Here is a 23,741-nt window from a genome sequence, read left to right on the forward strand (position 1 = left end):
TTTCTACTTTTCAATAAGCCGGGCTTCACCTCTGTATTAAAAATAAGCAGGCTTATTTTGTACTGCTTTCGGTTTTGCATTATCTTTGTAACCGAACTCATCGTTACTATAATGATACTGAAACGTATATCTATACTCAATTATAAGAACTTGGAGCAGGTGGAGCTTTCATTCTCGCCCAAGTTAAACTGCTTTTTCGGACAGAACGGCATGGGGAAAACGAACCTGCTGGATGCGGTGTATTTTTTGTCTTTCTGTAAAAGTGCCGGTAATCCCATTGATTCCCAGAATATCTGCCATGATGCCGACTTCTTTGTTATTCAAGGGTTTTATGAGGCTGCCGATGGGACTCCTGAGGAAATCTACTGTGGTATGAAGAGGCGCCAGAAGAAACAGTTCAAGCGAAACAAGAAGGAGTATACGCGTTTGTCGGACCATATCGGCTTCCTGCCTTTGGTCATGGTCTCGCCTGCCGATTCGGAGTTGATAGCAGGAGGCAGTGATGAACGCCGACGTTTTATGGATGTGGTTATCTCGCAGTACGACAAAGAGTATCTGGATGCTTTGATACGATACAATAAAGCTTTGGTGCAGCGGAATACCTTACTGAAGAGTGAACAGCCGGTGGAGGAAGAGCTCTTTCTGGTCTGGGAGGAGATGATGGCACAAGCCGGTGAAGTGGTGTTCCGCAAACGTGAGGCCTTTATCCGTGAGTTTATTCCTATTTTCCAGTCTTTCTATTCATTCATTTCGCAAGATAGGGAGAAGGTGGGATTAAGCTATGACTCCCATGCCCGCGATGCCTCTTTGCTGGAAGTGCTGAAGGAAAGCCGTGCTCGCGACCAGATTATGGGCTATTCGTTGCGCGGTGTGCACAAGGACGAGCTGAATATGCTTTTGGGAGATTTCCCCATCAAGCGTGAAGGGTCGCAGGGACAGAACAAGACTTATCTGGTAGCGTTGAAGCTGGCACAGTTTGATTTCCTGAAACGTACCGGGACCACTGTTCCCTTGTTGTTGTTGGACGATATCTTTGACAAGCTGGATGCCTCGCGTGTGGAGCAAATCATCAAGTTGGTGGCAGGCGACAGTTTTGGACAGATTTTTATAACCGATACCAACCGCGAACACCTGGACCGTATTCTGCATAAAGTGGGCAGTGATTATAAGATGTTCCGTGTGGAGCAGGGAACGGTTGCCGAAATGAAGGAGGAAGAGGCATGAAGCGCAATAATGCCGAACAGATAGGTGAACTTATCCGTCATTACCTCAGGCAGGAAAGTCTGGAGTCTCCGCTGAATGAACGGCGGCTTATCAGTGCGTGGCCCGAAGTGCTGGGGCCTACCATTGCCTCCTACACCCGTGAACTTTATATAAAGAACCAGGTGCTTTATGTGCACCTCACTTCTGCTGCTTTGCGCCAGGAACTGATGATGGGGCGCGAGTTGCTGGTGCGCAACTTGAATCGTCATGTGGGGGCCCAGGTCATAACGAATATCATATTCAGATGAGCATCCTCAGCTCATCTATTCTTTCAATCTTCAGTTCCTTTAATTCCCGGACTGCCCGGTCATAATACATCGGAGTTTCCAAATCCTTGTTGTCATGCGCATCCAGTCCGATGATAGCTGTACAGCCTTCATTGGCAGCGATTCGCCAGAACTCCGGGCACGGGTAGGTGGATAAGCCGTGCGCTTCATTGTAGGCTACATAGCCTATATTGTATTCCAACGGGACATTCAGGCGTGCAGCAGTACGGCAGATGTGCCGGCTGATGGTAGTGCAATGGTGGTCGAACTTCGGATAGGAGCGCATGAACAAGTCCGGATGGGCAAGGCAGGAGAATAATCCGCTTTCCATACCTTCGATGGCGCTCTCTTCGTAAAGTTCGAGCATGTCGCGGCTGTCTGTATGATGGCCGAAGTAGGGGAACTTTTCATCGGTGTGGTAGTGATGGTTTCCGAAGATGATATAGTCCAGTTGGTACTTCTTGGTTTGCTCTTTCAGCCAATGGATATATTGGGGGAAGTATTCACATTCAAGTCCTATTCTGATGTCTATCCGGTCGTGGTATTTCTCACGGAGCGTCTTGAGACTCTCCACGTAGCCGGGGAGCTCCTCGGGGAGCATCCGCATGTCGGCTACGTAGTCAGTACGGTATTTCCAGGGAGTGTGGTCCGAAAATCCGAGTATCCGGTAACCGCCTTTGATGGCGCTGAGCACATAGTCTTCGTCATCTCCGGTGGCATGCATGCAGCGTGTGGTGTGTGTATGATAATTAGTTTTCATTGCGTTATGATTTCATCCATGCGTATATCAAACGGTTCCGCAGGAACTTCTTCTACGAGTTGAAACGGGAAACAGATGCCGGCTTTGTAGGCTGATGGGATGCGGGGCAGAAGTCGGTCGTAGTAACCTTTACCGCGCCCCAGACGGTTGCCGTTACGGTCGAATGCCACGCCGGGAACCGCTATGAAGTCTATGTCTGCATAGTCGGTAAATAGCTCGCCGGTTGGTTCTTCGATGCCGTATGCGCCAGGTTTCAAGTCTTCGGGTCCGGTGTACAGCCGCAGTTCCAGGTCGTCACCTACAACTACCGGAAGCAGTATCCGCTTTTCGCGGCTCCACTTCCGGATAAATTCGTGCGTGTCCACTTCGTCTTTGAGAGAGTGGTAAAGCAGTACGGTTGTTGCCGCCCTGAAAGCAGGATGTGCCTCGAGGGCGGCAAGTATTTCAGCAGACTGACGCGTAGTGGAAGAGCTGTGTCGGGTCTTCAACAAAGCTACCTGCCTGCGCAGTTCTTTTTTCCTTTCCATCATCTTTTGTATCCTCTATGATTGGTGTCGCTTCCGGAGCTTTGGGGAATGCCTCGCCACGTTCCAGAATATCCAATGCCTTCTTGACGGTAGCATCGCTCTGGTTGATGTAGCGGATGTATTGCTCCCTTCCCAGTATGTTATAGATAATGTTGCCGTAAAGACTTCTTTCCAGTAGCTTGTAAGACTTGTGTATAAGCAGGTTGCGTCGCTTTACTCCCTTGGAGTCTGCAAAACGTACAAACTGCTCCACGATACCTTGGTGGCGAAGGTACTTCAACAAATCTTCTTCATTGTCGTATTCACTCAATTTCGCACGGTTGCGGTCGGTATACTGGAAGCTGAATTGCAGAATCAGTCCCTTGTTGCTTACTTCTATCAGGTAAGAAGATACTCCGGTTGTGTCTTGCGGAACGAATACGTCCGGCATAATGCCACCGCCGCCGTATACGGGTCTGCCCAAACCGGTAGAGTAACGCAGGTTTTCGTCCAATTTGATGCTGTCTTTGGAGAAGAACTCGCCGTGTTCGTAACGGGTAATCCAGTCCATTTCGTATTTGCTGTCCTTGCCGTTCTCGTAGGGGCGCTGGATGCAACGGCCCGATGGGGTGTAATAACGGGCAATGGTCAGGCGGATGGCGGAACCGTCACTGAAGTCGATGGGTTGCTGTACGAGTCCCTTGCCGAAGGAACGGCGTCCTACAATGGTTCCGCGGTCATTGTCCTGAATGGCGCCCGCAAAGATTTCGCTGGCCGAAGCGGAACTCTCGTTTACCAATACCACTAGCGGCAGCTTCTGGCAACTGCCGGTACCGTTGGCATATTCCTCCATGCGGGGATATTTGCGGCCGTGGGTATATACAATCAACTTCCCTTCCGGCAGGAATTCGTTCACCATGCGTGTGGCGGCTTCCATGTATCCTCCGGTATTGTCGCGCAGGTCGATAATCAGGCCTTTGCACTTCTCGTGGCTCAGTTGGGCAATCGCATTCAGCAGCTCCACGTGTGTGGTACGTCCGAATTTGCTGATTTGTATATAGCCATAGTCATCATCGAGCATATAGGCTGCATCAATGGTGTTTTGCGGGATGTCACCGCGTGTGATGGTGAAGTCGAGCAACTCCTTTTCCGTGGCACGCTTGACGCCTAACTTCACTTGGCTTCCTTTCGGACCTTTCAGGTTGCGCATGGCCTTTTCGTTTGTCAGGCCTTTGCCTGCAAAAAGACTGTCGTTGACCATCACAATGCGGTCGCCTGCCATCAGGCCCACTTTCTCGGACGGTCCGCCGGGAATCACGCTGTTTACGTGTATCGTGTCTTCCTGAATGGTGAACTGGATGCCTATACCGCTGAAGCTGCCTTCAAGTTCGGAATTAACCTCCTCCAGTTTCTGTGCGGGGATGTAGGTGGAGTGGGGGTCGAGTTCCGCCAATATCTGCGGCATGGCCTTCTCTACCAAATCGGTCATGTTGACGGTATCCACATACTGGTCGTCAATAACACGCAGCAAGGCATTCAGCTTGTTGGACGAGCTATTGATGATTCCCAGTTTATTACCGGCAAAATGCCTGGCGTAAAATGTTCCGATAAGGATTCCCGCGACTACGCTGATTGCGATGATGAGCGGCATAAAGCGGGAAGTATTTTTTGTACTCATGATGTTTATTTACTATTAGACTATTTACAATTTACTATTTGGCTGCGCATGCAACTTTCAACTTTCCATTTTCAACTTTTCATTATCCATTGAAATAAACACTACCTCGATGCCTGCCCGTTTCAAAAGTTCGATACCATCTTCCAGGCGGTATTTCTCGGAGTAGACTACCCGTTTGATGCCTGCCTGGATAATCAGTTTGGAGCATTCTATGCAGGGGGAGGCAGTGACGTACATGGTGGCACCGTTACTGCTGTTGTTTGAACGGGCTATTTTGGTAATGGCGTTTGCTTCGGCATGGAGCACGTATGGTTTGGTGACGTTATTCTCATCTTCGCACACATTCTCAAAACCGGAAGGGGTACCGTTGTAGCCGTCAGAGATAATCATCTTGTCTTTTACAATCAGTGCACCGACCTGGCGGCGTTGGCAATACGAATTTTCGGCCCAAATGCTTGCCATACGTATATAACGCCTATCCAATGCTTCTTGTTTGTCTTTTGTAGAATCGTCCATCATATTTATGCTTTATCGTTGCGGGGTGAATCCCATGACTCTGGTTGTCGGTCCGTCTTTAAAATAGAGGGTCAGTGAATTGGCATCCCCTTCATACTTGTACACGTTTTGCAATCCGGAGATGAATGCCTTGGCCAGTGCATCGCTTTCTGCAGCCCCCGTAACCTTCACACTGATGCTGAGCGAGCCTGAAGCTCCGTCGGCTTTCCAAGTGCCGTTGACGCTTGAGTTGATGCCTTGTCCGTTGACGGTGGTGCCCATCAGTTCTCCATCCAGTTCGGTACCTTCAAAATTGAGGGTGAAGGTGTTTTTCTGATTATATAGCTTGTCCAGACTCTTCTTCATCTCTTCCTCATTGTTGTTCCAAAGGTTTGGATAGAATTGGGCATTGCTGCCTTTATTGGTGAGTCGGCTGAGCTTCCATGTCTTCCCGGTGAATATTCCGATAACATCGTCCTCGTTGTCGCAACCGCTTAGCAGGGGGAGCAGCGAAAACATGAGCAACATGCAAAAGATGTTCCTTATAAGTCTCTTCATTTCTTTATTCCATTTCTGATTAATAATGCGTCGATTGTAGGCTCTTGTCCGCGGAAGCGTTTATAGAGCGTCATCGGATGTTCCGTTCCGCCTTTGGAAAGGATATTCTCTCGGAAGGAGGCGGCAGTCTCCGGGTTGAAGATGCCCGTCTGCTTGAATAGCGAGAAAGCATCTGCATCCAGCACCTCTGCCCATTTATAACTATAGTATCCGGCAGAATACCCTCCGGCAAAGATATGGGAGAATTGTGTGCTCATGCAGGCTTCTGCCACAGAAGGCAGAATCTGTGCTTTTTCCCAAGCCTTCTTTTCATAGGCTTTCACGTCACCTTCAAACGGGGTGTTACGTGTGTACCAAGCCATATCGAGCAGGCCGAAGCTAACCTGGCGGAGGCAGGCGTATGCCGCGTTGAAGTTGGAGGAATCCACAATGCGCTGTACCAGTTCGTCCGGTATCAGTTCTCCGGTTTGGTAATGGCGGGCAAACGTATGCAGGAATTCCTTTTCGATGGCGAAGTTCTCCATGAATTGGGAGGGGAGTTCCACAAAGTCCCAATATACATTGGTTCCACTCAGGCTTCCGTAGGTGGAATTGGCAAACATACCGTGCAGGCTGTGTCCGAACTCGTGCAGGAAGGTTTCCACCTCACCGAAGGTCAGCAGGGCAGGCTTGTCTTGTGTCGGTTTGGTGAAGTTCATCACAATGGATATGTGGGGACGGCTGTTCTCACCGGTCTTTTCGTCAATCCACTGTTCCTTGTAGCTGGTCATCCAGGCTCCCGAGCGCTTGCCTGCTCTGGGGTGGAAGTCGGTATAGAACACGGCAAGGAATTTCCCGTCTTTGTCGAAGACTTCGTAGGCATCCACATCCTTGTGATAAACGGGAATATCCGGATTCTTCTTGAAGGTGATGCCATACAGCCTGGTTGCCAGGCCGAATACACCTTCCTTCACGTTGTTCAGCTCAAAGTAAGGGCGGAGCAGCTCATCGTCGATATTGAACTTCCGGTCCTTCAGTTTATGGGAATAGTACGCCCAGTCCCACGGCATCAGGACGAAGTCTTCTCCTTCCGCTTGGCGTGCCAGGGCTTGCACTTCTGCATATTCTTGTTTGGCGGTGGGCGTGTAAGCCTCCAGCAGTTGGTCCAGCAGCTTATACACGGACTCACTGTTTTGTGCCATGCGCTCCTGGAGGTTGTATTCGGCGAAGTTGTCATAGCCTAGGAGTTGGGCAATCTCCATACGGACATTGGCCAGTTTCTTTACGATTTCCAGATTATTGCTGGCGTTGTCATGCGTACACTTCGTATTGTAGGCCATATACAGCTCACGGCGCAGGTCACGGCTGTCTGCATAGGTCAGGAAAGGGCCATAGCTGGGAGCCTGCAAGGTGAATACCCAGCCTTCGACGCCTTTTTCCCCGGCTGTCTCTGCAGCGGCTTCTACCGCGCTCTCGGGTAGCCCGGCCAGTTGTGACTTGTCGGTGATGACAAGCTTGTAGTCGTTCGTTTCTTTCAGGTTGTTTTCACTGAACTGCAGCGTCAGCAGGCTGAGCTCTTTGCATAAAGCCCGGTATTTCTCCTTGGCTTCTCCCTGGAGGTTGGCGCCGTTGCGTACAAAACCATTGTAAATATCTTCCAGCAGCTTGTGCTGTTCCGGGTTCAGCGTCTCTTTGTCTTGCTGCTCGTAAACCGCTTTGATGCGTGCAAACAGCTCTTCGTTCAGGCTGATGTTGTTTTCATGCTCGCTCATCATCGGCATGATTTCCTTGGCCAGTTCCTGCAGGTCATCGTTCGTTTCTGCGCTGAGCAGATTGCCGAATACGGTACCGACACGGTGGAGCATTTCGCCGGACTTCTCATAGGCCAGCACAGTGTTGGCAAATGTCGGGACTTCCGGATTGCGGATGATGGCATCTATTTCCGCATTCTGGCGGCGGATGCCTTCGCGGACGGCGGGTACATAGTCTCCGGTCTTGATTTTGTCGAACGGGACAGTGCCGTGCAGCGTGGAGTATGTTTCAAAAAAAGGATTTTGAGACGATATAGTGTTCATAAAGCAAAGCAATATTAGAGTTAGTATAATCTTCATCATTTTTAAAGGTGCTGATAAAAAACGAACTAGCTGCAAAATTGCAAAAAAAATAGGCGACTTCCGCAGAAGTCACCTATTTTTTATTATTTTCTAACTGTATATTAGCAGTTAACTGATGCCATGTGAGCAATCAGGTCAAGAACCTTGTTAGAATAACCGATTTCGTTATCATACCAAGATACAACCTTAACGAAAGTATCAGTCAAAGCGATACCAGCCTTAGCGTCGAAGATAGAAGTGCGAGTGTCACCCAAGAAGTCAGAAGAAACAACTGCATCTTCTGTGTAACCCAGAACACCCTTCAATTCGCCTTCAGAAGCTTCCTTCATGGCAGCGCAGATTTCAGCGTAAGTAGCGGGTTTAGCCAAGTTAACTGTCAAGTCAACTACAGATACGTCCAAAGTCGGAACACGCATAGACATACCAGTCAGTTTGCCGTTCAATGCCGGGATAACTTTACCTACAGCCTTAGCAGCACCGGTAGAAGACGGGATAATGTTGCCAGAAGCAGCACGACCACCTCTCCAGTCTTTCATAGAAGGACCGTCAACTGTCTTCTGAGTAGCAGTTGTAGAGTGAACAGTAGTCATCAAACCGTCAGTGATACCCCATTTGTCGTTCAATACCTTAGCGATAGGAGCCAAGCAGTTGGTAGTACAAGAAGCGTTAGATACGAATTGAGTACCCTTAACGTAAGTCTTTTCGTTAACACCGCAAACGAACATCGGAGTGTCGTCCTTAGAAGGAGCAGACATTACAACATATTTTGCGCCAGCTTCGATGTGAGCTTGAGCTTTGTCCTTGCTCAGGAACAAGCCAGTAGACTCAACAACGTATTCAGCTTCTACTTCGTTCCATTTCAAGTCAGCCGGGTTTCTTTCTGCAGTGATGCGGATAGCCTGACCGTTAACGATCAATTTGCTGTTTTCAACATCAGCTTCGATAGTACCGTCGAACTGGCCGTGCATAGTGTCATACTTCAGCATGTAAGCCAAGTAATCTACCGGGCAAAGGTCGTTGATACCTACGATCTGAATATCGTTTCTCTTCATTGCAGCGCGGAATACGAAACGTCCGATACGTCCGAATCCATTAATACCTACTTTAATCATTTTGTTTAAACTTTTAAGGGTTTTATAATGTTTAAAAATAAACTTTCGCCTATAAATTGCATTTCTTTATCGAATTGCGGTGCAAAAGTAAGAAAATGTTTTTATATTCGTAGCCAAAATCATAATTAAATAATTGAAAAGATGGGAAAAAGTTCATTTTTACAGGAATTTAAGGCTTTTGCCATGAAAGGCAACGTGATAGACATGGCTGTCGGTGTGATTATCGGCGGTGCGTTTGGAAAAATTGTCTCTTCCATCGTGGCAGATGTGATTATGCCTCCTATCGGGCTACTGGTGGGCGGTGTCAACTTTACAGACTTGAAGTGGGTGCTGAAACCTGCCGAAATGGTGGACGGAAAAGAAATTGCTGCCGTGACCCTGAATTACGGTAATTTCTTGCAGGTCACCTTCGACTTCCTGATTATAGCATTCTCTATCTTCATGTTCATAAAGTTGTTGACCAAGCTGACTGAAAAGAAGAAAGAAGAGGCGCCTGCCGCTCCTCCGGCTCCCCCTACCCCGAGCAAGGAAGAGGTGCTGCTGACCGAAATCCGTGATTTGCTGAAAGAAAAGTAATATCGAAGCGGAACTTCATAGGGGATGTCAAAACCCTCTTGACGCTTTTTTTAGGCGCGGATTACGTGGATTTCACGGATTTATTTTACTGAATCCGCGTTATTCCGCGTAATCCGCGCCTAATATTATAACATGATGAAAGCGTTCATGGCTTTTGATACATCCCCTAATGCATTTAACTCTCCCCGGTACCGCCGGAAACTGTCCCTTTTTATACTAAGCAGTAATCTTACCACAGCTGTGGTAAGAAAATAACATTGCTGTGGTAAGCAAGTTGCATAGCTGTGGTAAGAAAACAGCACGGTTGTGGTAAGAATAGCTTTTAGTATCCTTGTGGATAGTTCTAGCCTGAATTTAAAGCTGTTTTTTGAAAAAAAACGTTTTTCTGTCACATTATCCCTGATAATTCCTTTACTTTTTCTACTTTTGCAAATCATTTATTAAAGTCTATACGGATTTATATGCAAGAGAAGATTATTATTCTTGATTTCGGTTCGCAAACCACGCAGCTCATCGGCCGCCGGCTGCGCGAACTGAATGTCTATTGCGAGATTGTACCTTACAACAAATTTCCACACGGAGATGAGAGTGTAAAAGGAGTTATCCTTTCGGGTAGCCCCTTTTCTGTTTATGATAAGAGTGCATTCAAGGTAGATTTGAGCGGGATTCGTGGAAAATACCCCATTCTGGGTATCTGCTACGGTGCGCAGTTTATCTCCTACAGCAACGGTGGACGGGTGGACCCCGCCGGTACTCGCGAGTACGGACGTGCCCATCTCGGTTCCTTCGATTCGGAGAACGTCCTTTTCAAGGGGGTAAGGGAAAATAGCCAGGTGTGGATGAGCCACGGAGACACGATTACCGCCATTCCCGATAACTTCAAGACTATAGCTTCTACGGACAAGGTGGCGATTGCCGCTTACCAGGTGACGGGTGAGAAGATGTGGGGTGTGCAGTTCCATCCGGAAGTGTTCCACAGCGAGGACGGTACGCAGATGCTGCGCAACTTCGTGGTAGACGTTTGCGGTTGCAGCCAGAGCTGGAGCGCCGCCTCGTTTGTAGATACTACTGTGGCCGAACTGAAGGAGCAGCTTGGCAACGACCGCGTTATCCTGGGACTGAGTGGCGGTGTGGATTCTTCGGTAGCCGCCGTGCTGCTGCATCGTGCCATCGGCAAGAACCTGACCTGTATCTTTGTGGACCACGGGCTGCTTCGTAAGAATGAGTTCAGGAATGTGATGCACGACTACGAGTGTCTGGGGCTGAACGTGATTGGCGTGGATGCCAGTGAGAAGTTCTTCAAGGATTTGGAGGGAGTGACCGAGCCTGAGCAGAAACGTAAAATCATCGGCCGCGATTTTATCGAGGTCTTCGATGCCGAAGCGCACAAGATAACCGATGCCCGCTGGTTGGCGCAAGGCACCATTTATCCCGACCGCATCGAGAGCCTGAACATTACGGGCAAGACCATCAAGAGCCATCACAATGTGGGCGGTCTGCCCGAGGAGATGAACCTCCGTCTGTGCGAGCCGTTGCAGTGGCTGTTCAAGGACGAAGTCCGCCGCGTGGGACGCGAATTGGGAATGCCCGAACATCTGATTACCCGTCATCCTTTCCCCGGTCCGGGACTGGCTGTCCGCATCCTGGGGGATATAACACGGGAGAAAGTACAGACCCTGCAGGAAGCCGACGATATTTTCATCCGGGGCTTGCGCGACTGGAAAGTGCAGGATGCCGACGGCAACGAGACATCGCTCTACCATCAGGTCTGGCAGGCGGGTGTCATTCTTCTGCCCGTACAGAGTGTGGGCGTGATGGGCGACGAGCGTACCTATGAACGTGCCGTTGCCTTGCGTGCCGTTACTTCCACCGATGCCATGACCGCCGACTGGGCGCATCTGCCCTACGAATTTCTAGGCAAGGTGTCGAACGACATTATCAATAAGGTGAAAGGTGTGAACCGCGTAACCTATGACATCTCTTCAAAACCACCCAGCACAATAGAATGGGAATAAGACCGACTGAAATTATTAACTTAAAAAACAATATAGAAGAATGAAGCAGGATATGATTGTGATTCTGGATTTGGGAAGTCACGAAAACACAGTGCTTGCCAGAGCGATTCGTGCGTTGGGAGTATATAGTGAAATCTACCCGCACGACATTACCGCTGCCGAACTGAAGGCTTTGCCGAATGTGAAAGGTATCATCATCAACGGTGGCCCCAACAATGTGGTTGACGGGGGGGCCATCGACGTGTTGCCCGAGATTTATGAAGCAGGATTCCCCGTAATGGCTGCCGGACACGACAAGGCGCTGTGCGAAGTGAAGCTGCCGCAGTTTACGGATGATGTGGAAGCCATCAAGGAGGCTGTGAAATCTTTCGTGTTCGATACTTGCAAGGCTGAGGCGAACTGGAACATGACGAATTTCGTCAACGACCAGGTGGAGTTGATACGTCGTCAGGTGGGCGACCGTAAGGTGCTGCTGGCACTGTCCGGTGGTGTGGATAGCTCCGTAGTGGCCGCTTTGCTGCTGAAAGCCATCGGAGACAAGCTGGTTTGCGTACACGTGAACCACGGACTGATGCGTAAGGGCGAATCGGAAGCCGTGGTGGAAATCTTTGGCAAGGAGCTGAAAGCTAACTTGATATACGTGGATGCTACAGACCGTTTCCTCTCCAAGCTGGAAAACGTGGCTGACCCGGAAGAAAAGCGCAAGATTATCGGCGGAGAGTTTATCCGTGTCTTTGAGGAAGAAGCCCGCAAGCTGGACGGTATCGACTTCCTGGGACAAGGTACCATCTATCCCGATATTGTAGAGAGTGGCACAAAAACAGCCAAGATGGTGAAGTCTCATCACAACGTAGGCGGTCTGCCCGAGGATTTGCAGTTTGAATTGGTGGAGCCGTTGCGCCAGCTGTTCAAGGACGAAGTACGTGCATGCGGTGTAGAGCTTGGATTGCCGTACGAGATGGTTTACCGTCAGCCGTTCCCCGGTCCCGGATTGGGAGTACGTTGTCTGGGAGCCATTACCCGCGACCGCTTGGAGGCTGTACGCGAGTCGGATGCCATTCTGCGTGAGGAATTCCAACTGGCAGGCCTGGATAAGAAGGTATGGCAGTATTTCACTGTGGTGCCCGATTTCAAATCTGTGGGTGTACGCGACAATGCACGTTCGTTCGACTGGCCCGTCATTATCCGTGCCGTCAACACAGTGGATGCCATGACCGCTACCATTGAGCCGGTGGACTGGCCCATCCTAATGAAGATTACCGACCGTATTCTCAAGGAAGTGAAAACCGTCAATCGCGTTTGTTATGATATGTCTCCGAAACCCAATGCGACTATCGAGTGGGAGTGAGATTGACCGATGATAATGATAGCCTCACCTTAAAAACGGTGGGGCTGTTTTTTTTATAACAAAACAACAAAGAATAGAACAATGAAACTTTTATGTATGATTGCTGTCTTTTTGTGCATCCCCTGGGTAGCCTCTGACGCACAGAAGCAGGACTGGGGAAATTTGAAACGCTATGCAGAGGCAAACAAGGAACTGGTACGGAAGGGAAAACAGAAGGACCGGGTGGTTTTTATGGGCAACTCCATCACGGAAGGATGGGTGGCAAACGATGCCGCTTTCTTTGAAGACAACGGTTATGTGGGCCGTGGTATAGGCGGGCAGACTTCTTCCCATTTCCTGCTCCGTTTTCGCGAAGATGTCATCAAGCTTGCTCCGGCGCTGGTCGTGATAAATGCAGGTACCAATGACATTGCGGAAAATGCAGGCGCTTATAATGAAGAATACACTTTTGGAAATATAGTGTCTATGGTAGAGCTGGCACGGGCCAATAAGATAAAGGTGATTTTGACGTCTGTGTTGCCTGCCGCTGCCTTTGGCTGGAATCCTTCGGTGAAGGATGCTCCGCAAAAGATAATGCAGCTGAATGCCAGAATCCGGAAGTATGCCCAGGAAAACAAGATTCCTTATGTCGACTATTACAGTGAGATGGTGGAAGGCGACAATAAGGCTCTGAACTCCTCGTATACCCGGGATGGGGTACACCCCACTCTAGAAGGGTATAAAGTGATGGAAGCCTTGATAAAGAAAGCGATAGACAAGGTGTTGTAGGAAATCCCGGTTCAGGTGGCCTATAAGAGCTTTTCTGCGTCGGGAATCATCATCTCGCCTCTGTGCAGTTCGAGCAGGCCTTTCTCCTGCATGCTGTTCAACGCTCTTGATACTCCCATACGGGTATCATTGACCACCTGAGCCAATTCTTCCATTTTTATTTTCAGTATTTTCCTGCCTGACGGACGTTCGATATGTGTCAGGATAAAGTTGCCGATACGTTTCTCAAGGTTGTCGGTGCTTTCTGCCCAAAGACGGCTGTTTAGGCTTTGGGCGCGGTTGCTGATGATATTCATGTAATTCAGGCGGAATATGTCATATTTGAACAATTCGCTCATGACGAAAGCCTTGCTGATGCTCACTGTGTGGGTCTCGGTTTGGGCGGTATAGGCCGAGACGTAGGAGGTGCTCATCCCGAACAGAGATTGTGGCTCGATGACATAAGGTGCCTGAAAATATTCCGTGGAGCTGTATGATGTATTCGCAGATGAAGTACATGAGGAAATTTCACCTTTCAATACGAATATCAGTTGACTGCATGTGTCACCGGCTTTCACGATAACTTCGCCGGCTTTATGCTTTGTAAAGCTCAGCTTGACTTTCCCCAGGATATTGGTAAAGTCTTCTTGTGCGAGTCCTTGAAAGAGTGGCAGTTGCAGTAATGTATCAAACATTGTATTCATAATGCTTTTTCTTCTTGTTTTGAAACAAAAGTAGATATTATCAAGGTGTACTGTAAACTCTTTGCCCCTCTTTTTGTTTTTTTTATTGTTTCTTAAACGTGCTATTCAATCCTTGTAGACGAATCCTCATCTTTCTCCTCTTCCTTCTTATCGTCCTCATCCTCATTGTTTTCCTCATCTTCGTCTTCCTCCTCGTCTTCCTCTCCGGCAAACGGATCGGGCCGTTGGGGACCGTATCCCATAAAGCCTATGGCGCATAGCGTGCCTGCTATGGCTCCGCTAAGGTGTCCTTCCCAGGAAGTGGTGGCTTTGGCAAATTGTGGGAACATATTCCATACCAGGCCGCCATATAGGAACGTTATCAACAGTGAAATGGCGATAAGCGGTACATGTTTGCGCAGAATGCCGCTGAAGAACAGAAAAAAAGCCAGTCCGTATATGATGCCGCTGGCTCCGATATGCCATCCCGGTTTCCCTATAAGAAAGGTAAGCGCACCGCATCCTATCCAAATGGCAAAGAAGATGTAGGGGGCTATATGCCGGTAGAAATAGAACAGACACCACATCAGGAAAAAGAGTGGAATCGTATTGGCGAACAGATGCTTGAAACTGCTGTGTACCAGTGGATGTGCGAAAATTCCGAACACGCCCCGCTGTTCCAGCGGATATACTCCCAGTCGTGTGAAGTTCCAATCCATGCCTGTCTCCAAAAACTTTAAAATGTATAAAATGAATAGCAGGAATAGGGGTATAACCGCCGCCAATGCCATTCTGCGTATATCATGCTTCATATTTCGTACAGTGATTGCTATTTTTGTACAATACTACGGAATATTTGACGAAAACCGAAAAAAAACTGACTTTTTATTTTGCCTATAAGCTTTAATTCGTATTTTTGGGCATCGCTACATGGCTTGTAGCGCATATACCGAAATAATTAACCTTTAAATAATGCACAACTATGAGTTATTTACGATTTGACAAGACCCTGATGATTAATCTGCAAGAATCTTTGCCAAGGGAGATATTGCGGACGAATAGGTCAGGAGCCTATCATTGTACAACAATTGTAGATTGTAACACACGCAAATATCACGGTCTGTTGGTGATACCGGTCCCCAACCTCGATGATGAAAACCATGTGCTGCTGTCTTCTTTGGATGAAACTGTAATTCAGCACGGTGCGGAGTTCAACCTGGGGTTGCATAAGTATCAAGGAAACCACTTCAGTCCTAACGGGCACAAGTATATCCGAGAGTTCGACTGTGAAAATATCCCCACAACTACCTATCGTGTAGGAGGCGTCATCCTTCGTAAGGAAAAGATTTTCGTACACCATGAAAATCGGATTCTGATTCGTTATACCTTGGTCGATGCCCATTCGGCAACCACACTTCGTTTCCGCCCTTTCCTGGCATTCCGCAGTGTGCGCGAGTACACGCACGAAAATGCGCAGGCAAGCCGCGACTACCAGTTGGTAGAGAATGGCATTAAAACCTGCATGTATCCCGGTTATCCGGAGTTGTTCATGCAGCTCAACAAAAAGAATGAGTTCCACTTCCAGCCTGACTGGTATCGTGGTATCGAGTATCCCAAAGAACAGGAACGCGGATATGACTTCAACGAAGACCTTTATGTGCCGGGATATTTTGAAGTGGATATAAAGAAAGGGGAAAGCGTTGTCTTCTCCGCCGGTATCTCCGAGATTTCTCCCCGCAAGCTGAAGCAGACTTTTGAGTCCGAGGTGGCCGACCGCACTCCGCGTGACAGTTTCTACCACTGTCTGAAAAACTCGGCGCACCAGTTCCACAACAAGCAGGGCGAGGAGCATTATGTGCTTGCAGGCTATCCCTGGTTCAAGTGTCGTGCCCGTGACTTGTTCATCTCCCTGCCGGGTCTTACTTTGGCCTTAGGCGAGCAAGATGAATTTGAAGACGTGATGAAAACAGCCGAAAAGGCTATCCGTGAGTTTATCAATGGAGAGCCTTCCTCTTATAAGATATACGAGATGGAGCATCCGGATGTGCTGCTGTGGGCTGTCTGGGCTTTACAGCAGTATGCCAAGGAGACTTCGCGTGAAAATTGCCGGCAGATGTACGGTAATCTCCTTGAGGAGATTGTTGGCTATATCCGTGAACGCAGGCATGACAATCTCTTCCTGCACGAAAACGGACTGTTGTATACCAATGGCACCGAGAAAGCGGTTACCTGGATGAACTCTACCGCCAATGGCCGCCCGGTTATTCCGCGTACGGGCTACATTGTGGAAGTGAATGCACTATGGTACAATGCCCTGCGTTTTGTAGCCGATATGGTTCGGGAGGGAGGCAATGAAATTCTTGCCGATACACTGGACGCTCAGGCAGAAATCACCGGAAAGTCTTTTGTAGACGTCTTCCGCAATGAGTATGGCTATCTGTTCGACTATGTGGATGGTTATATGATGGACTGGAGCGTACGTCCCAACATGATATTTACCGTTGCCTTTGACTATTCTCCGTTGGATAGGGCCCAAAAGAAACAGGTACTCGATATTGTGACGAAAGAACTGTTGACTCCGAAGGGCTTGCGTACACTGAGCCCCAAGAGTGGCGGATACAATCCGAATTATGTCGGCCCTCAGATACAGAGAGACTATGCCTACCATCAGGGAACAGCGTGGCCATGGCTGCTGGGCTTCTACATGGAAGCATATCTGCGTATCTATAAAGTGAGTGGCGTGTCGTTTGTAGAGAGATACCTCATCGGTATGGAAGATGAAATGACTTCCCACTGTATTGGCGCATTGCCCGAACTCTTCGATGGTAATCCTCCGTTTGTTGGAAGAGGGGCGGTGTCATTTGCCATGAATACGGCGGAAATCCTGCGTATCTTGAAGTTATTGTCTAAGTATAATTTATAAAAGGAGGAACGAAGATGAAAGTTTTAATGTTTGGATGGGAATTTCCTCCCAAAATATATGGTGGTCTTGCGGTTGCTTCTTATGGAATAACTAAGGGATTGAGTTTGCAGGGTGATGTGGAAACTACTTTCTGCATGCCCAAGCCGACGGGCGAAGAAGAGGACTTCTTGAAGATAGTGGGCATGAACCAGGTGCCTATCGTGTGGCGTGATGTCGATTACAATTATTTGAAGTCGAGGCTGACGCGCAACATGACGCCGGAAGATTATTATTCTTTCCGCGACCATATTTATTCGGATTTCTCTTATATGCACGTCAATGACATAGGCTGCATGGACTTTGCCGGCGGTTATCCCGGCAACCTGCACGAAGAGATAAACAACTTCTCGGTGATTGCCGGAGTAGTGGCTCGCCAGCAGGAATTTGATATTATTCATGCCCACGACTGGCTGACGTATCCTGCCGGAGTGCATGCCAAGATGGTGAGCGGAAAGCCGCTCTGTATCCATGTCCATGCTACGGACTTTGACCGTTCGCGCGGAAAAGTCAATCCTACCGTCTATTCTATGGAGAAGAACGGTATGGATTATGCCGACTGCATCATGTGCGTGTCCGAACTGACCCGCCGCACGGTTATTGAGCAGTACCATCAGAACCCCAAGAAGGTGTTTGCCATGCACAATGCCGTCTATCCTCTCTCGCAGGAATACCAGGACATTCCGCGTCCCGACCATTCCAAAGAAAAGATTGTGACATTCCTGGGCCGTATCACCATGCAGAAGGGGCCGGAATACTTTGTGGAAGCAGCTTCGCTGGTATTGCAGCGTGCCCGCAACATCCGCTTTGTGATGGCCGGTTCGGGAGATATGATGGATGCCATGATTAATCTGGCGGCCGAGCGGGGCATTGCCGACCGGTTCCACTTCCCGGGCTTCATGAAGGGAAAGCAGGTATATGAGGTTTACAAGAACAGTGATGTATTCGTTATGCCTTCCGTTTCCGAGCCTTTCGGTATCGCTCCGCTGGAAGCCATGCAGTGTGGAACTCCTTCCATCATTTCCAAGCAGTCGGGATGCGGTGAAATTCTTGATAAGGTCATTAAGACCGATTATTGGGACATTCATGCAATGGCCGATGCCATTTATTCTCTCTGCACCAATCCCGCTCTCTTCCAATATCTGCAGGAGGAAGGCAAGAAGGAAGTGGATGGAATCACGTGGGAAAAAGTAGGTTTGAGAATCCGCGCCCTCTACGAGGATGTGTTAAGAAACTATGGTAAATAACAAAAACAATAATAGAAATGAGAACTATCTGTCTTTATTTTGAAATACATCAAATCATTCATCTGAAACGTTACCGTTTCTTTGATATAGGTACCGATCATTATTACTACGATGATTATGCCAATGAAACCAGTATCAATGATGTAGCCGAACGCTCTTATATCCCGGCATTGAACACCCTGATTGAAATGGTGAAGAATTCCGGAGGTGCGTTTAAAGTGGCTTTCTCCATTTCGGGGGTTGCGCTGGAACAGTTGGAAATATATGCGCCGGCTGTCATCGACTTGTTGCACCAGCTGAATGATACCGGTTGCTGTGAGTTCCTTGCCGAGCCTTATTCCCATGGCCTTTCTTCTCTGGCCAACGAGGATTGCTTCAAGGAAGAGGTGATGCGTCAGAGCGCTAAGATGAAGCAAATGTTCGGTAAGGCACCGAAGGTGTTCCGTAATTCCAGTCTGATTTATAATGACGAGATTGGTGCGATGGTGGCAGCTTTGGGATTCAAGGGTATGCTGACGGAAGGAGCCAAGCATGTTCTGGGTTGGAAGAGTCCGCACTATGTATACCATTGCTCTATGAATCCTAACTTGAAGTTGCTGTTGCGTGACTTTAAGCTGTCTGACGACATCAGCCTGCGCTTCTCCAACTCCGAGTGGAACGAGTATCCTTTGTTTGCCGACAAGTACATCAACTGGATTGATGCTTTACCGCAGGAAGAGCAGGTCATCAACATCTTTATGGAGCTCTCTGCTCTGGGCATGGCACAGCCGTTGTCTTCCAATATTCTGGAATTCCTGAAGGCTCTTCCATACTGTGCCAAGGAAAAGGGGATTACTTTCTCCACACCGACGGAAATCGTTACCAAACTGAAATCTGTTTCCCAGTTGGACGTTCCATATCCGATGTCTTGGGTGGACGAAGAAAGAGATACCAGCTGTTGGCTGGGTAACGTGATGCAGCGTGAAGCATTCAACAAGTTGTATAGTGTTGCCGAACGTGTCCATCTCTGTGATGACCGCCGTATCAAGCAAGACTGGGATTATCTGCAGGCAAGTAACAACTTCCGTTTCATGACTACCAAGCAAAGCGGTGTCGGCTTGAACCGTGGTATTTATGAATCTCCTTTTGATGCTTTTACCAATTATATGAATATTCTTGGTGACTTTATCAAACGTGTTGATTCTCTCTATCCGGTGGATATAGATAACGAAGAACTGAATGCATTGCTGACCACTATCCAGAACCAAGGTGCCGAGATAGAGGAACTGCATAAGGAATTGGAGAAAGCACAGGCCAAGTTGGAGAAGATAAAGGCTGCAGAAAAGAAAGAGAGCAAGGCTACAGCTAAATCTGCCGCAGAAAAACCGGCAAAGGCCAAGGCTCCTGCCAAAAAGCCTGTCGCAAAGAAAACAACTAAAAAGGCTGCTGAATAATATCGGCAGCTTGTCCCATCAATCAAAAAAGCCTTCCGCTCTACAATGAGCGGAAGGCTTTTTTATGGAATATCTGTCAGTTACTTGTTGAAACTGGTGTATGTAACTTCTATTTTCAGCGGAGATTCCACTTCGCCTTTTGCATTCTCTTTCGGGCCGCCTTTTAGTTTGGCATATCCCGGCTTGAGGTCGTTTTGGATACCGGTTATGGTTTTGTTGCCGCTGCTGCTTGTACTGCTGTCATAGGTAATGGAAACCGGAATCAGCAATACCTTATCCCAGTCTTCATTTTCTTTGTTCCAAGTTTTTTCCCACTCTGTCTCATTCCAAGAACTGCCGGCCTTTTCTTTGGCGGCTTTCTTGGCAGCTTGTTTTTCGTTGATGCAAGTGGTAACCAACCGGGCTATGTTGCTGAATACATATTGATTGGTAGCAAATGCATTGTGGGTGGTTGTAAATGAGGTAATATTATCCCTGACTTTGTTCTCTTCAAAGAAGCTCTTCAACTCCTGCTTACGTATCAACAGCACGTCATTGGGAGCACTCATGCTATATTCGTAGTCACTGTTTATATTGTAATTCGTGAAAGTCAGTTTCACGGCATTCAGGGTGTCATTGGTCAGTTTGTTGTATATTGAATCGTATGGCATGATAGCTTCGGTGAAGATACCGGCAGGAGATTTAATGTAAGTGTGCTGAGATTCGGCAGCCTTTTCCTTTATCAAATCTGAATTCAGGAACTGGTTTGCCTGGATAACCTCTTTGGTAGAGGCAAATACAGTCTGCATGCTATAGAACAAAGAGTCTGTACCATCTTTTTTCTTCAGTGCTACACCGGTAGTATCATTTACGTGGTGGAAACGGAATTGCATATTCAAAGCCACATAATCCACATAGAGGATGGTTCCATCTCCGTAATCGCTCTTTACATATACTCCTTTGAAAATCTTGTCTATGAAAGTTGCGGCGTCTTTAAAGTATTCGGGATGCTCGCGATAAACCTTCAATATTCTGTCTTCGCCGAAAGTTTTCTTGTCCAATGGGAACGTCACATTGGGATAGAAAGTATAATAACCATTATTGTCCTTTTCAAATCTCACAGAATCCGGAACAGACGTATCGAAAGCTGAATAAGCCTTACGTCCGAGCAGGGACTTGGGGTCGTACTTGTTGTAGTATTCTTCTGGATTGATATTGGTATAGCGATTTTTGTCCAGCTTCTTGTCCAGTTCATAGATACTCATCCGGCATGCATTCAGGGAGTCGCCGAACCAACTGGAATAATAGACTGCCAGTTGCACTGAAACTACCGAGTCGGCAGTCATTGTACCAGTTGCCTTGATTGGATTTCCTTCACTGTCCCGTTCGGTCACTTTATACACTTCCGGAAGGGAGAAGTTTTCCGTACAGTTCAGCTCCGTAAGGAAACTTGTTTCGTAATAACCGAATTCCGGGTCGGAAAACTTGCCTATATAGCCGGTACTCGTTTTGGCAAATACGGAATCAACGGCAAATGAACGTGTTGTTACATTAAAAGTAGTAGTATGCGCTGACATGCCGTCAGAATCGGGCATCATACCCAGACCTAATGTTCCGGTGTTGTCATCGCATCCAAAGAAAGTCAGGACTGCCAAAAGCAATGTTCCCAGATATCTTACTTTCATAGTTTTAACTGTCTAAATCAATTTTATTTTTGTTCTGTTTCCCATACCTTGTCGTAGAAGTCGTTGCAGGCTTCAGCAAAGTTTTCGGGAGATTGATATTCCAATACCGGTTTTCCGGATTCGCGGGCATAGTTCAGTACTTCCTCATTGACGTGTTCGCTTTGCTGGATAATGCCGTCGGAGAAGTCAGCAGCCAGTTTGCAAAGTGCTGTGTAGTCAATGGGTTCCTTCAATCCTGCAATATCTTTCTTGGCGATGCCTTTCAACAATAGCTTGTTAGAGAAGTCTGCGTGGAAAGGTTGTTTGAAGTCATCTTCATAAAGGGAAAATATGACCTTGGCATCTCTGAAGGAAGGTTCGTCTTTATAGGCTTTTTTGATGTACAGAGGCGCTAAAGCGGTCATCCAGCCGTGGCAGTGGATGATGTCGGGACACCAACGCAGTTTCTTCACCGTTTCCAGTACGCCACGGGCATAGAAGATGGCACGGGCATCATTGTCTTCATACTCTTCACCATTTTCGTCTGTTACCTGCAAGCGGTTCTGGAAGTAGTCATCGTTGTCGATGAAGTATACTTGCATACGTGCAGACTGGATAGAGGCAACCTTGATGATGAGCGGGTGATCGGTATCGTCAATGATGAGGTTCATGCCGGAGAGTCGTATCACCTCATGCAGCTGGTTTCTGCGTTCGTTGATATTTCCCCATTTGGGCATAAACGTTCTGATTTCTCTGCCTTTTTCTTGAATAGCCTGAGGTAGGTTTCTGCCTACGAGGGACATTTCGGATTCTGAAACGTAAGGGGTAATTTCTTGGGTTATAAATAAAACCTTGTTCGCCTTTGTCATAATAACAATGTTCTCAATTATTCTGCAAAGATATAAAAAAAATCGGGCAATAAAGCAAACAGAGCCCGTCTATAATTCCTTATGAATTGTTAACTGCTTGTTATTCAGTGAAACAGCTGCTTCTGGAATTGCCGGAAAGTGTACTGAGTTTTGCATTAATTTGCGATATTTCTTCTTTATATGCTAAATAATGGTTTATTTTGCACCGCTTTTGCGAACAACCAAGTTATTATATAACCAATTAAAATGGAAATAGTACATACTATCAAGGACTTGCAGGCCGGACTTTCGGCTTTGAGAGCCCAAGGAAAGAAGGTAGGTTTGGTACCTACGATGGGTGCCTTGCATGCCGGTCATGCCTCATTGGTGAAACGTTGTGTGGCAGAAAATGACGCTGCCGTAGTAAGCGTTTTTGTAAATCCGCCCCAGTTTAATGACAAGAATGATTTAGTGAAATATCCCCGTACACCGGAGGCTGATTGCCGTTTGCTGGAGGAGTGTGGAGCGGCATTTGTCTTTGCTCCTTCGGTGGAGGAGATGTATCCGGAACCGGATACCCGCCGTTTCAGCTATGCGCCGCTGGACACAGTGATGGAAGGGGCATTCCGTCCGGGACATTTTAATGGTGTTTGCCAGATTGTGAGCAAACTGTTTGATGCTGTGCAGCCGGATCGTGCCTACTTCGGCGAGAAAGATTTCCAGCAGCTGGCAATTATTCGCGAGATGGTCCGCCAGATGAAGTATCCTTTGGAAATTGTAGGCTGTCCCATTGTCCGTGAGGAAGACGGGTTGGCTCTGAGCAGCCGCAATGCCCGTTTATCTGCCGAAGAACGCAAAAATGCACTGAGAATTTCGCAGACTTTATTTGAAAGTCGTACCTTTGGAGCCTCACATACGGTAGCTGAGACACAGAAGTTTGTGGAAGACACCATCGCAGCCGCCTCCGGATTGCGTTTGGAATACTTTGAGCTGGTGGATGGCAATACCTTACAGAAGATTACCGATTGGGAGGAAACTTCTTATGCTGTGGGTTGCATCACAGTATTCTGTGGGGAAGTCCGTCTGATTGACAATATCAAGTACAAAGAGCCTGCTGCCTTGTAATTTATAATTAGTAATTCGTAATTTATAAAGATATGATGATTGAAGTGTTGAAGTCGAAAATCCATTGTGCCCGCGTCACGGAAGCGAACCTGAACTATATGGGAAGCATTACGATTGATGAAGATTTGATGGATGCCGCCAACATGATTGCCGGCGAGAAGGTGTATATAGCCGACAATAATAACGGTGAACGTTTTGAAACCTACATTATTAAAGGCGAGCGTGGCTCTGGCAAAATTTGCCTGAACGGTGCGGCAGCCCGCAAGGTGCAACCTGATGACATCGTTATTATCATGTCCTACGCGCTGATGGACTTTGAAGAAGCCAAGTCGTTCAAGCCGACGGTGATTTTCCCCGACCCGGCAACGAACAAGGTGGTGAAGTAG

Annotated in this window: 22 protein-coding genes; 11 read left to right on the plus strand and 11 right to left on the minus strand. The window is 47.8% G+C overall.

Annotated elements, in window-relative coordinates; all coding sequences use genetic code 11:
* Positions 1 to 111 precede the first annotated feature (111 nt).
* Both recF and DWZ67_RS14020 read left to right on the plus strand, forming a co-directional pair.
* A complete protein-coding gene (gene recF / locus DWZ67_RS14015; RefSeq protein ID WP_005823617.1) occupies positions 112 to 1,224 on the plus strand; it encodes a DNA replication/repair protein RecF in 1,113 nt (370 codons plus the stop codon).
* On the plus strand, positions 1,221 to 1,511 hold the full coding sequence (locus DWZ67_RS14020; protein WP_005823615.1) for a DUF721 domain-containing protein: 291 nt from the start codon (positions 1,221 to 1,223) through the stop codon (positions 1,509 to 1,511). The genes recF and DWZ67_RS14020 overlap by 4 nt, the downstream gene beginning before the upstream one ends.
* Here the strand turns inward: DWZ67_RS14020 and DWZ67_RS14025 are convergent.
* The 7 genes from DWZ67_RS14025 to gap all read right to left on the minus strand — a co-directional run bounded on the left by DWZ67_RS14025 (position 1,504) and on the right by gap (position 8,731).
* Positions 1,504 to 2,289, minus strand: a complete 786-nt coding sequence (locus tag DWZ67_RS14025) for a histidinol-phosphatase (RefSeq protein ID WP_005835445.1) — start codon at positions 2,287 to 2,289, stop codon at positions 1,504 to 1,506. The genes DWZ67_RS14020 and DWZ67_RS14025 overlap by 8 nt on opposite strands.
* On the minus strand, positions 2,286 to 2,816 hold the full coding sequence (locus DWZ67_RS14030) for a 5-formyltetrahydrofolate cyclo-ligase (protein ID WP_120139138.1): 531 nt from the start codon (positions 2,814 to 2,816) through the stop codon (positions 2,286 to 2,288). Before DWZ67_RS14030 ends, DWZ67_RS14025 begins: the two co-directional genes overlap by 4 nt.
* Positions 2,734 to 4,473, minus strand: a complete 1,740-nt coding sequence (locus tag DWZ67_RS14035; RefSeq protein WP_008666099.1) for a S41 family peptidase — start codon at positions 4,471 to 4,473, stop codon at positions 2,734 to 2,736. The genes DWZ67_RS14030 and DWZ67_RS14035 overlap by 83 nt, the downstream gene beginning before the upstream one ends.
* A 57-nt stretch (positions 4,474 to 4,530) precedes the next feature.
* Positions 4,531 to 4,989 carry a deoxycytidylate deaminase gene (locus DWZ67_RS14040; protein WP_005835453.1) on the minus strand — a complete coding sequence of 153 codons (459 nt, stop codon included), beginning with the start codon at positions 4,987 to 4,989 and terminating at the stop codon, positions 4,531 to 4,533.
* A gap of 12 nt (positions 4,990 to 5,001) precedes the next feature.
* Positions 5,002 to 5,526 (minus strand): DUF4847 family protein, encoded by a 525-nt coding sequence (locus DWZ67_RS14045; protein ID WP_044467541.1) that lies wholly within the window; start codon positions 5,524 to 5,526, stop codon positions 5,002 to 5,004.
* The gene (locus DWZ67_RS14050) at positions 5,523 to 7,580 is read right to left on the minus strand and encodes a M3 family metallopeptidase (RefSeq protein WP_057282052.1); all 2,058 of its coding nucleotides are present in this window, start codon (positions 7,578 to 7,580) and stop codon (positions 5,523 to 5,525) included. The genes DWZ67_RS14045 and DWZ67_RS14050 overlap by 4 nt, the downstream gene beginning before the upstream one ends.
* Before the next feature lie 140 nt (positions 7,581 to 7,720).
* A complete protein-coding gene (gene gap / locus DWZ67_RS14055; protein WP_005835458.1) occupies positions 7,721 to 8,731 on the minus strand; it encodes a type I glyceraldehyde-3-phosphate dehydrogenase in 1,011 nt (336 codons plus the stop codon).
* Between the two features lie 141 nt (positions 8,732 to 8,872).
* Here gap and mscL point away from each other — a divergent pair, with 141 nt between their 5' ends.
* The 4 genes from mscL to DWZ67_RS14080 all read left to right on the plus strand — a co-directional run bounded on the left by mscL (position 8,873) and on the right by DWZ67_RS14080 (position 13,438).
* Complete coding sequence (mscL, locus tag DWZ67_RS14060) at positions 8,873 to 9,307, plus strand: large-conductance mechanosensitive channel protein MscL (protein WP_016272618.1); 435 nt, start codon at positions 8,873 to 8,875, stop codon at positions 9,305 to 9,307.
* Between the two features lie 461 nt (positions 9,308 to 9,768).
* Positions 9,769 to 11,322, plus strand: coding sequence for a glutamine-hydrolyzing GMP synthase (gene guaA, locus DWZ67_RS14070; protein WP_120139108.1), 1,554 nt, complete (start codon positions 9,769 to 9,771; stop codon positions 11,320 to 11,322).
* A gap of 40 nt (positions 11,323 to 11,362) precedes the next feature.
* Complete coding sequence (gene guaA, locus DWZ67_RS14075) at positions 11,363 to 12,670, plus strand: glutamine-hydrolyzing GMP synthase (protein WP_120139110.1); 1,308 nt, start codon at positions 11,363 to 11,365, stop codon at positions 12,668 to 12,670.
* Between the two features lie 81 nt (positions 12,671 to 12,751).
* A complete protein-coding gene (locus DWZ67_RS14080) occupies positions 12,752 to 13,438 on the plus strand; it encodes an SGNH/GDSL hydrolase family protein (RefSeq protein ID WP_005823589.1) in 687 nt (228 codons plus the stop codon).
* A 20-nt stretch (positions 13,439 to 13,458) separates the two neighbouring features.
* Here the strand turns inward: DWZ67_RS14080 and DWZ67_RS14085 are convergent, their stop codons facing one another.
* Together DWZ67_RS14085 and DWZ67_RS14090 are read right to left on the minus strand one after the other, a co-directional pair.
* On the minus strand, positions 13,459 to 14,121 hold the full coding sequence (locus tag DWZ67_RS14085) for a Crp/Fnr family transcriptional regulator (protein WP_005823588.1): 663 nt from the start codon (positions 14,119 to 14,121) through the stop codon (positions 13,459 to 13,461).
* A 101-nt stretch (positions 14,122 to 14,222) separates the two neighbouring features.
* Positions 14,223 to 14,912: a rhomboid family intramembrane serine protease gene (locus DWZ67_RS14090; protein ID WP_044467538.1), complete on the minus strand. Its 690-nt coding sequence runs from the start codon at positions 14,910 to 14,912 to the stop codon at positions 14,223 to 14,225.
* A gap of 170 nt (positions 14,913 to 15,082) precedes the next feature.
* On the opposite strand from DWZ67_RS14090, the gene DWZ67_RS14095 reads away from it, so the two are divergent.
* From DWZ67_RS14095 to DWZ67_RS14105, 3 genes are read left to right on the plus strand one after another with little or no spacing between them, the layout of a single operon-like run.
* Complete coding sequence (locus DWZ67_RS14095) at positions 15,083 to 17,023, plus strand: glycogen debranching enzyme N-terminal domain-containing protein (protein ID WP_016272624.1); 1,941 nt, start codon at positions 15,083 to 15,085, stop codon at positions 17,021 to 17,023.
* A 14-nt stretch (positions 17,024 to 17,037) separates the two neighbouring features.
* Positions 17,038 to 18,306 (plus strand): glycosyltransferase family 4 protein, encoded by a 1,269-nt coding sequence (locus tag DWZ67_RS14100; RefSeq protein WP_008666090.1) that lies wholly within the window; start codon positions 17,038 to 17,040, stop codon positions 18,304 to 18,306.
* A gap of 17 nt (positions 18,307 to 18,323) precedes the next feature.
* A complete protein-coding gene (locus DWZ67_RS14105; RefSeq protein WP_057088348.1) occupies positions 18,324 to 19,739 on the plus strand; it encodes a glycoside hydrolase family 57 protein in 1,416 nt (471 codons plus the stop codon).
* An 80-nt stretch (positions 19,740 to 19,819) separates the two neighbouring features.
* On the opposite strand, the gene DWZ67_RS14110 is transcribed toward DWZ67_RS14105, so the two are convergent.
* Entirely contained in the window at positions 19,820 to 21,403 is a 1,584-nt protein-coding gene (locus tag DWZ67_RS14110) for a DUF4270 domain-containing protein (RefSeq protein WP_120139112.1), read from the minus strand.
* Between the two features lie 23 nt (positions 21,404 to 21,426).
* The gene (locus tag DWZ67_RS14115; protein WP_005823572.1) at positions 21,427 to 22,251 is read right to left on the minus strand and encodes a glycogen/starch synthase; all 825 of its coding nucleotides are present in this window, start codon (positions 22,249 to 22,251) and stop codon (positions 21,427 to 21,429) included.
* Positions 22,252 to 22,497: 246 nt separating this feature from the next.
* Here DWZ67_RS14115 and panC point away from each other — a divergent pair, with 246 nt between their 5' ends.
* Together panC and panD are read left to right on the plus strand one after the other, a co-directional pair.
* Positions 22,498 to 23,355, plus strand: a complete 858-nt coding sequence (gene panC / locus DWZ67_RS14120) for a pantoate--beta-alanine ligase (RefSeq protein ID WP_120139114.1) — start codon at positions 22,498 to 22,500, stop codon at positions 23,353 to 23,355.
* Between the two features lie 32 nt (positions 23,356 to 23,387).
* Positions 23,388 to 23,741, plus strand: coding sequence for an aspartate 1-decarboxylase (gene panD, locus DWZ67_RS14125; RefSeq protein ID WP_005823568.1), 354 nt, complete (start codon positions 23,388 to 23,390; stop codon positions 23,739 to 23,741).

It is taken from the genome of Bacteroides sp. AF34-31BH (genome assembly GCF_003602795.1).
In the GTDB taxonomy this organism is placed as follows: domain Bacteria; phylum Bacteroidota; class Bacteroidia; order Bacteroidales; family Bacteroidaceae; genus Bacteroides; species Bacteroides uniformis.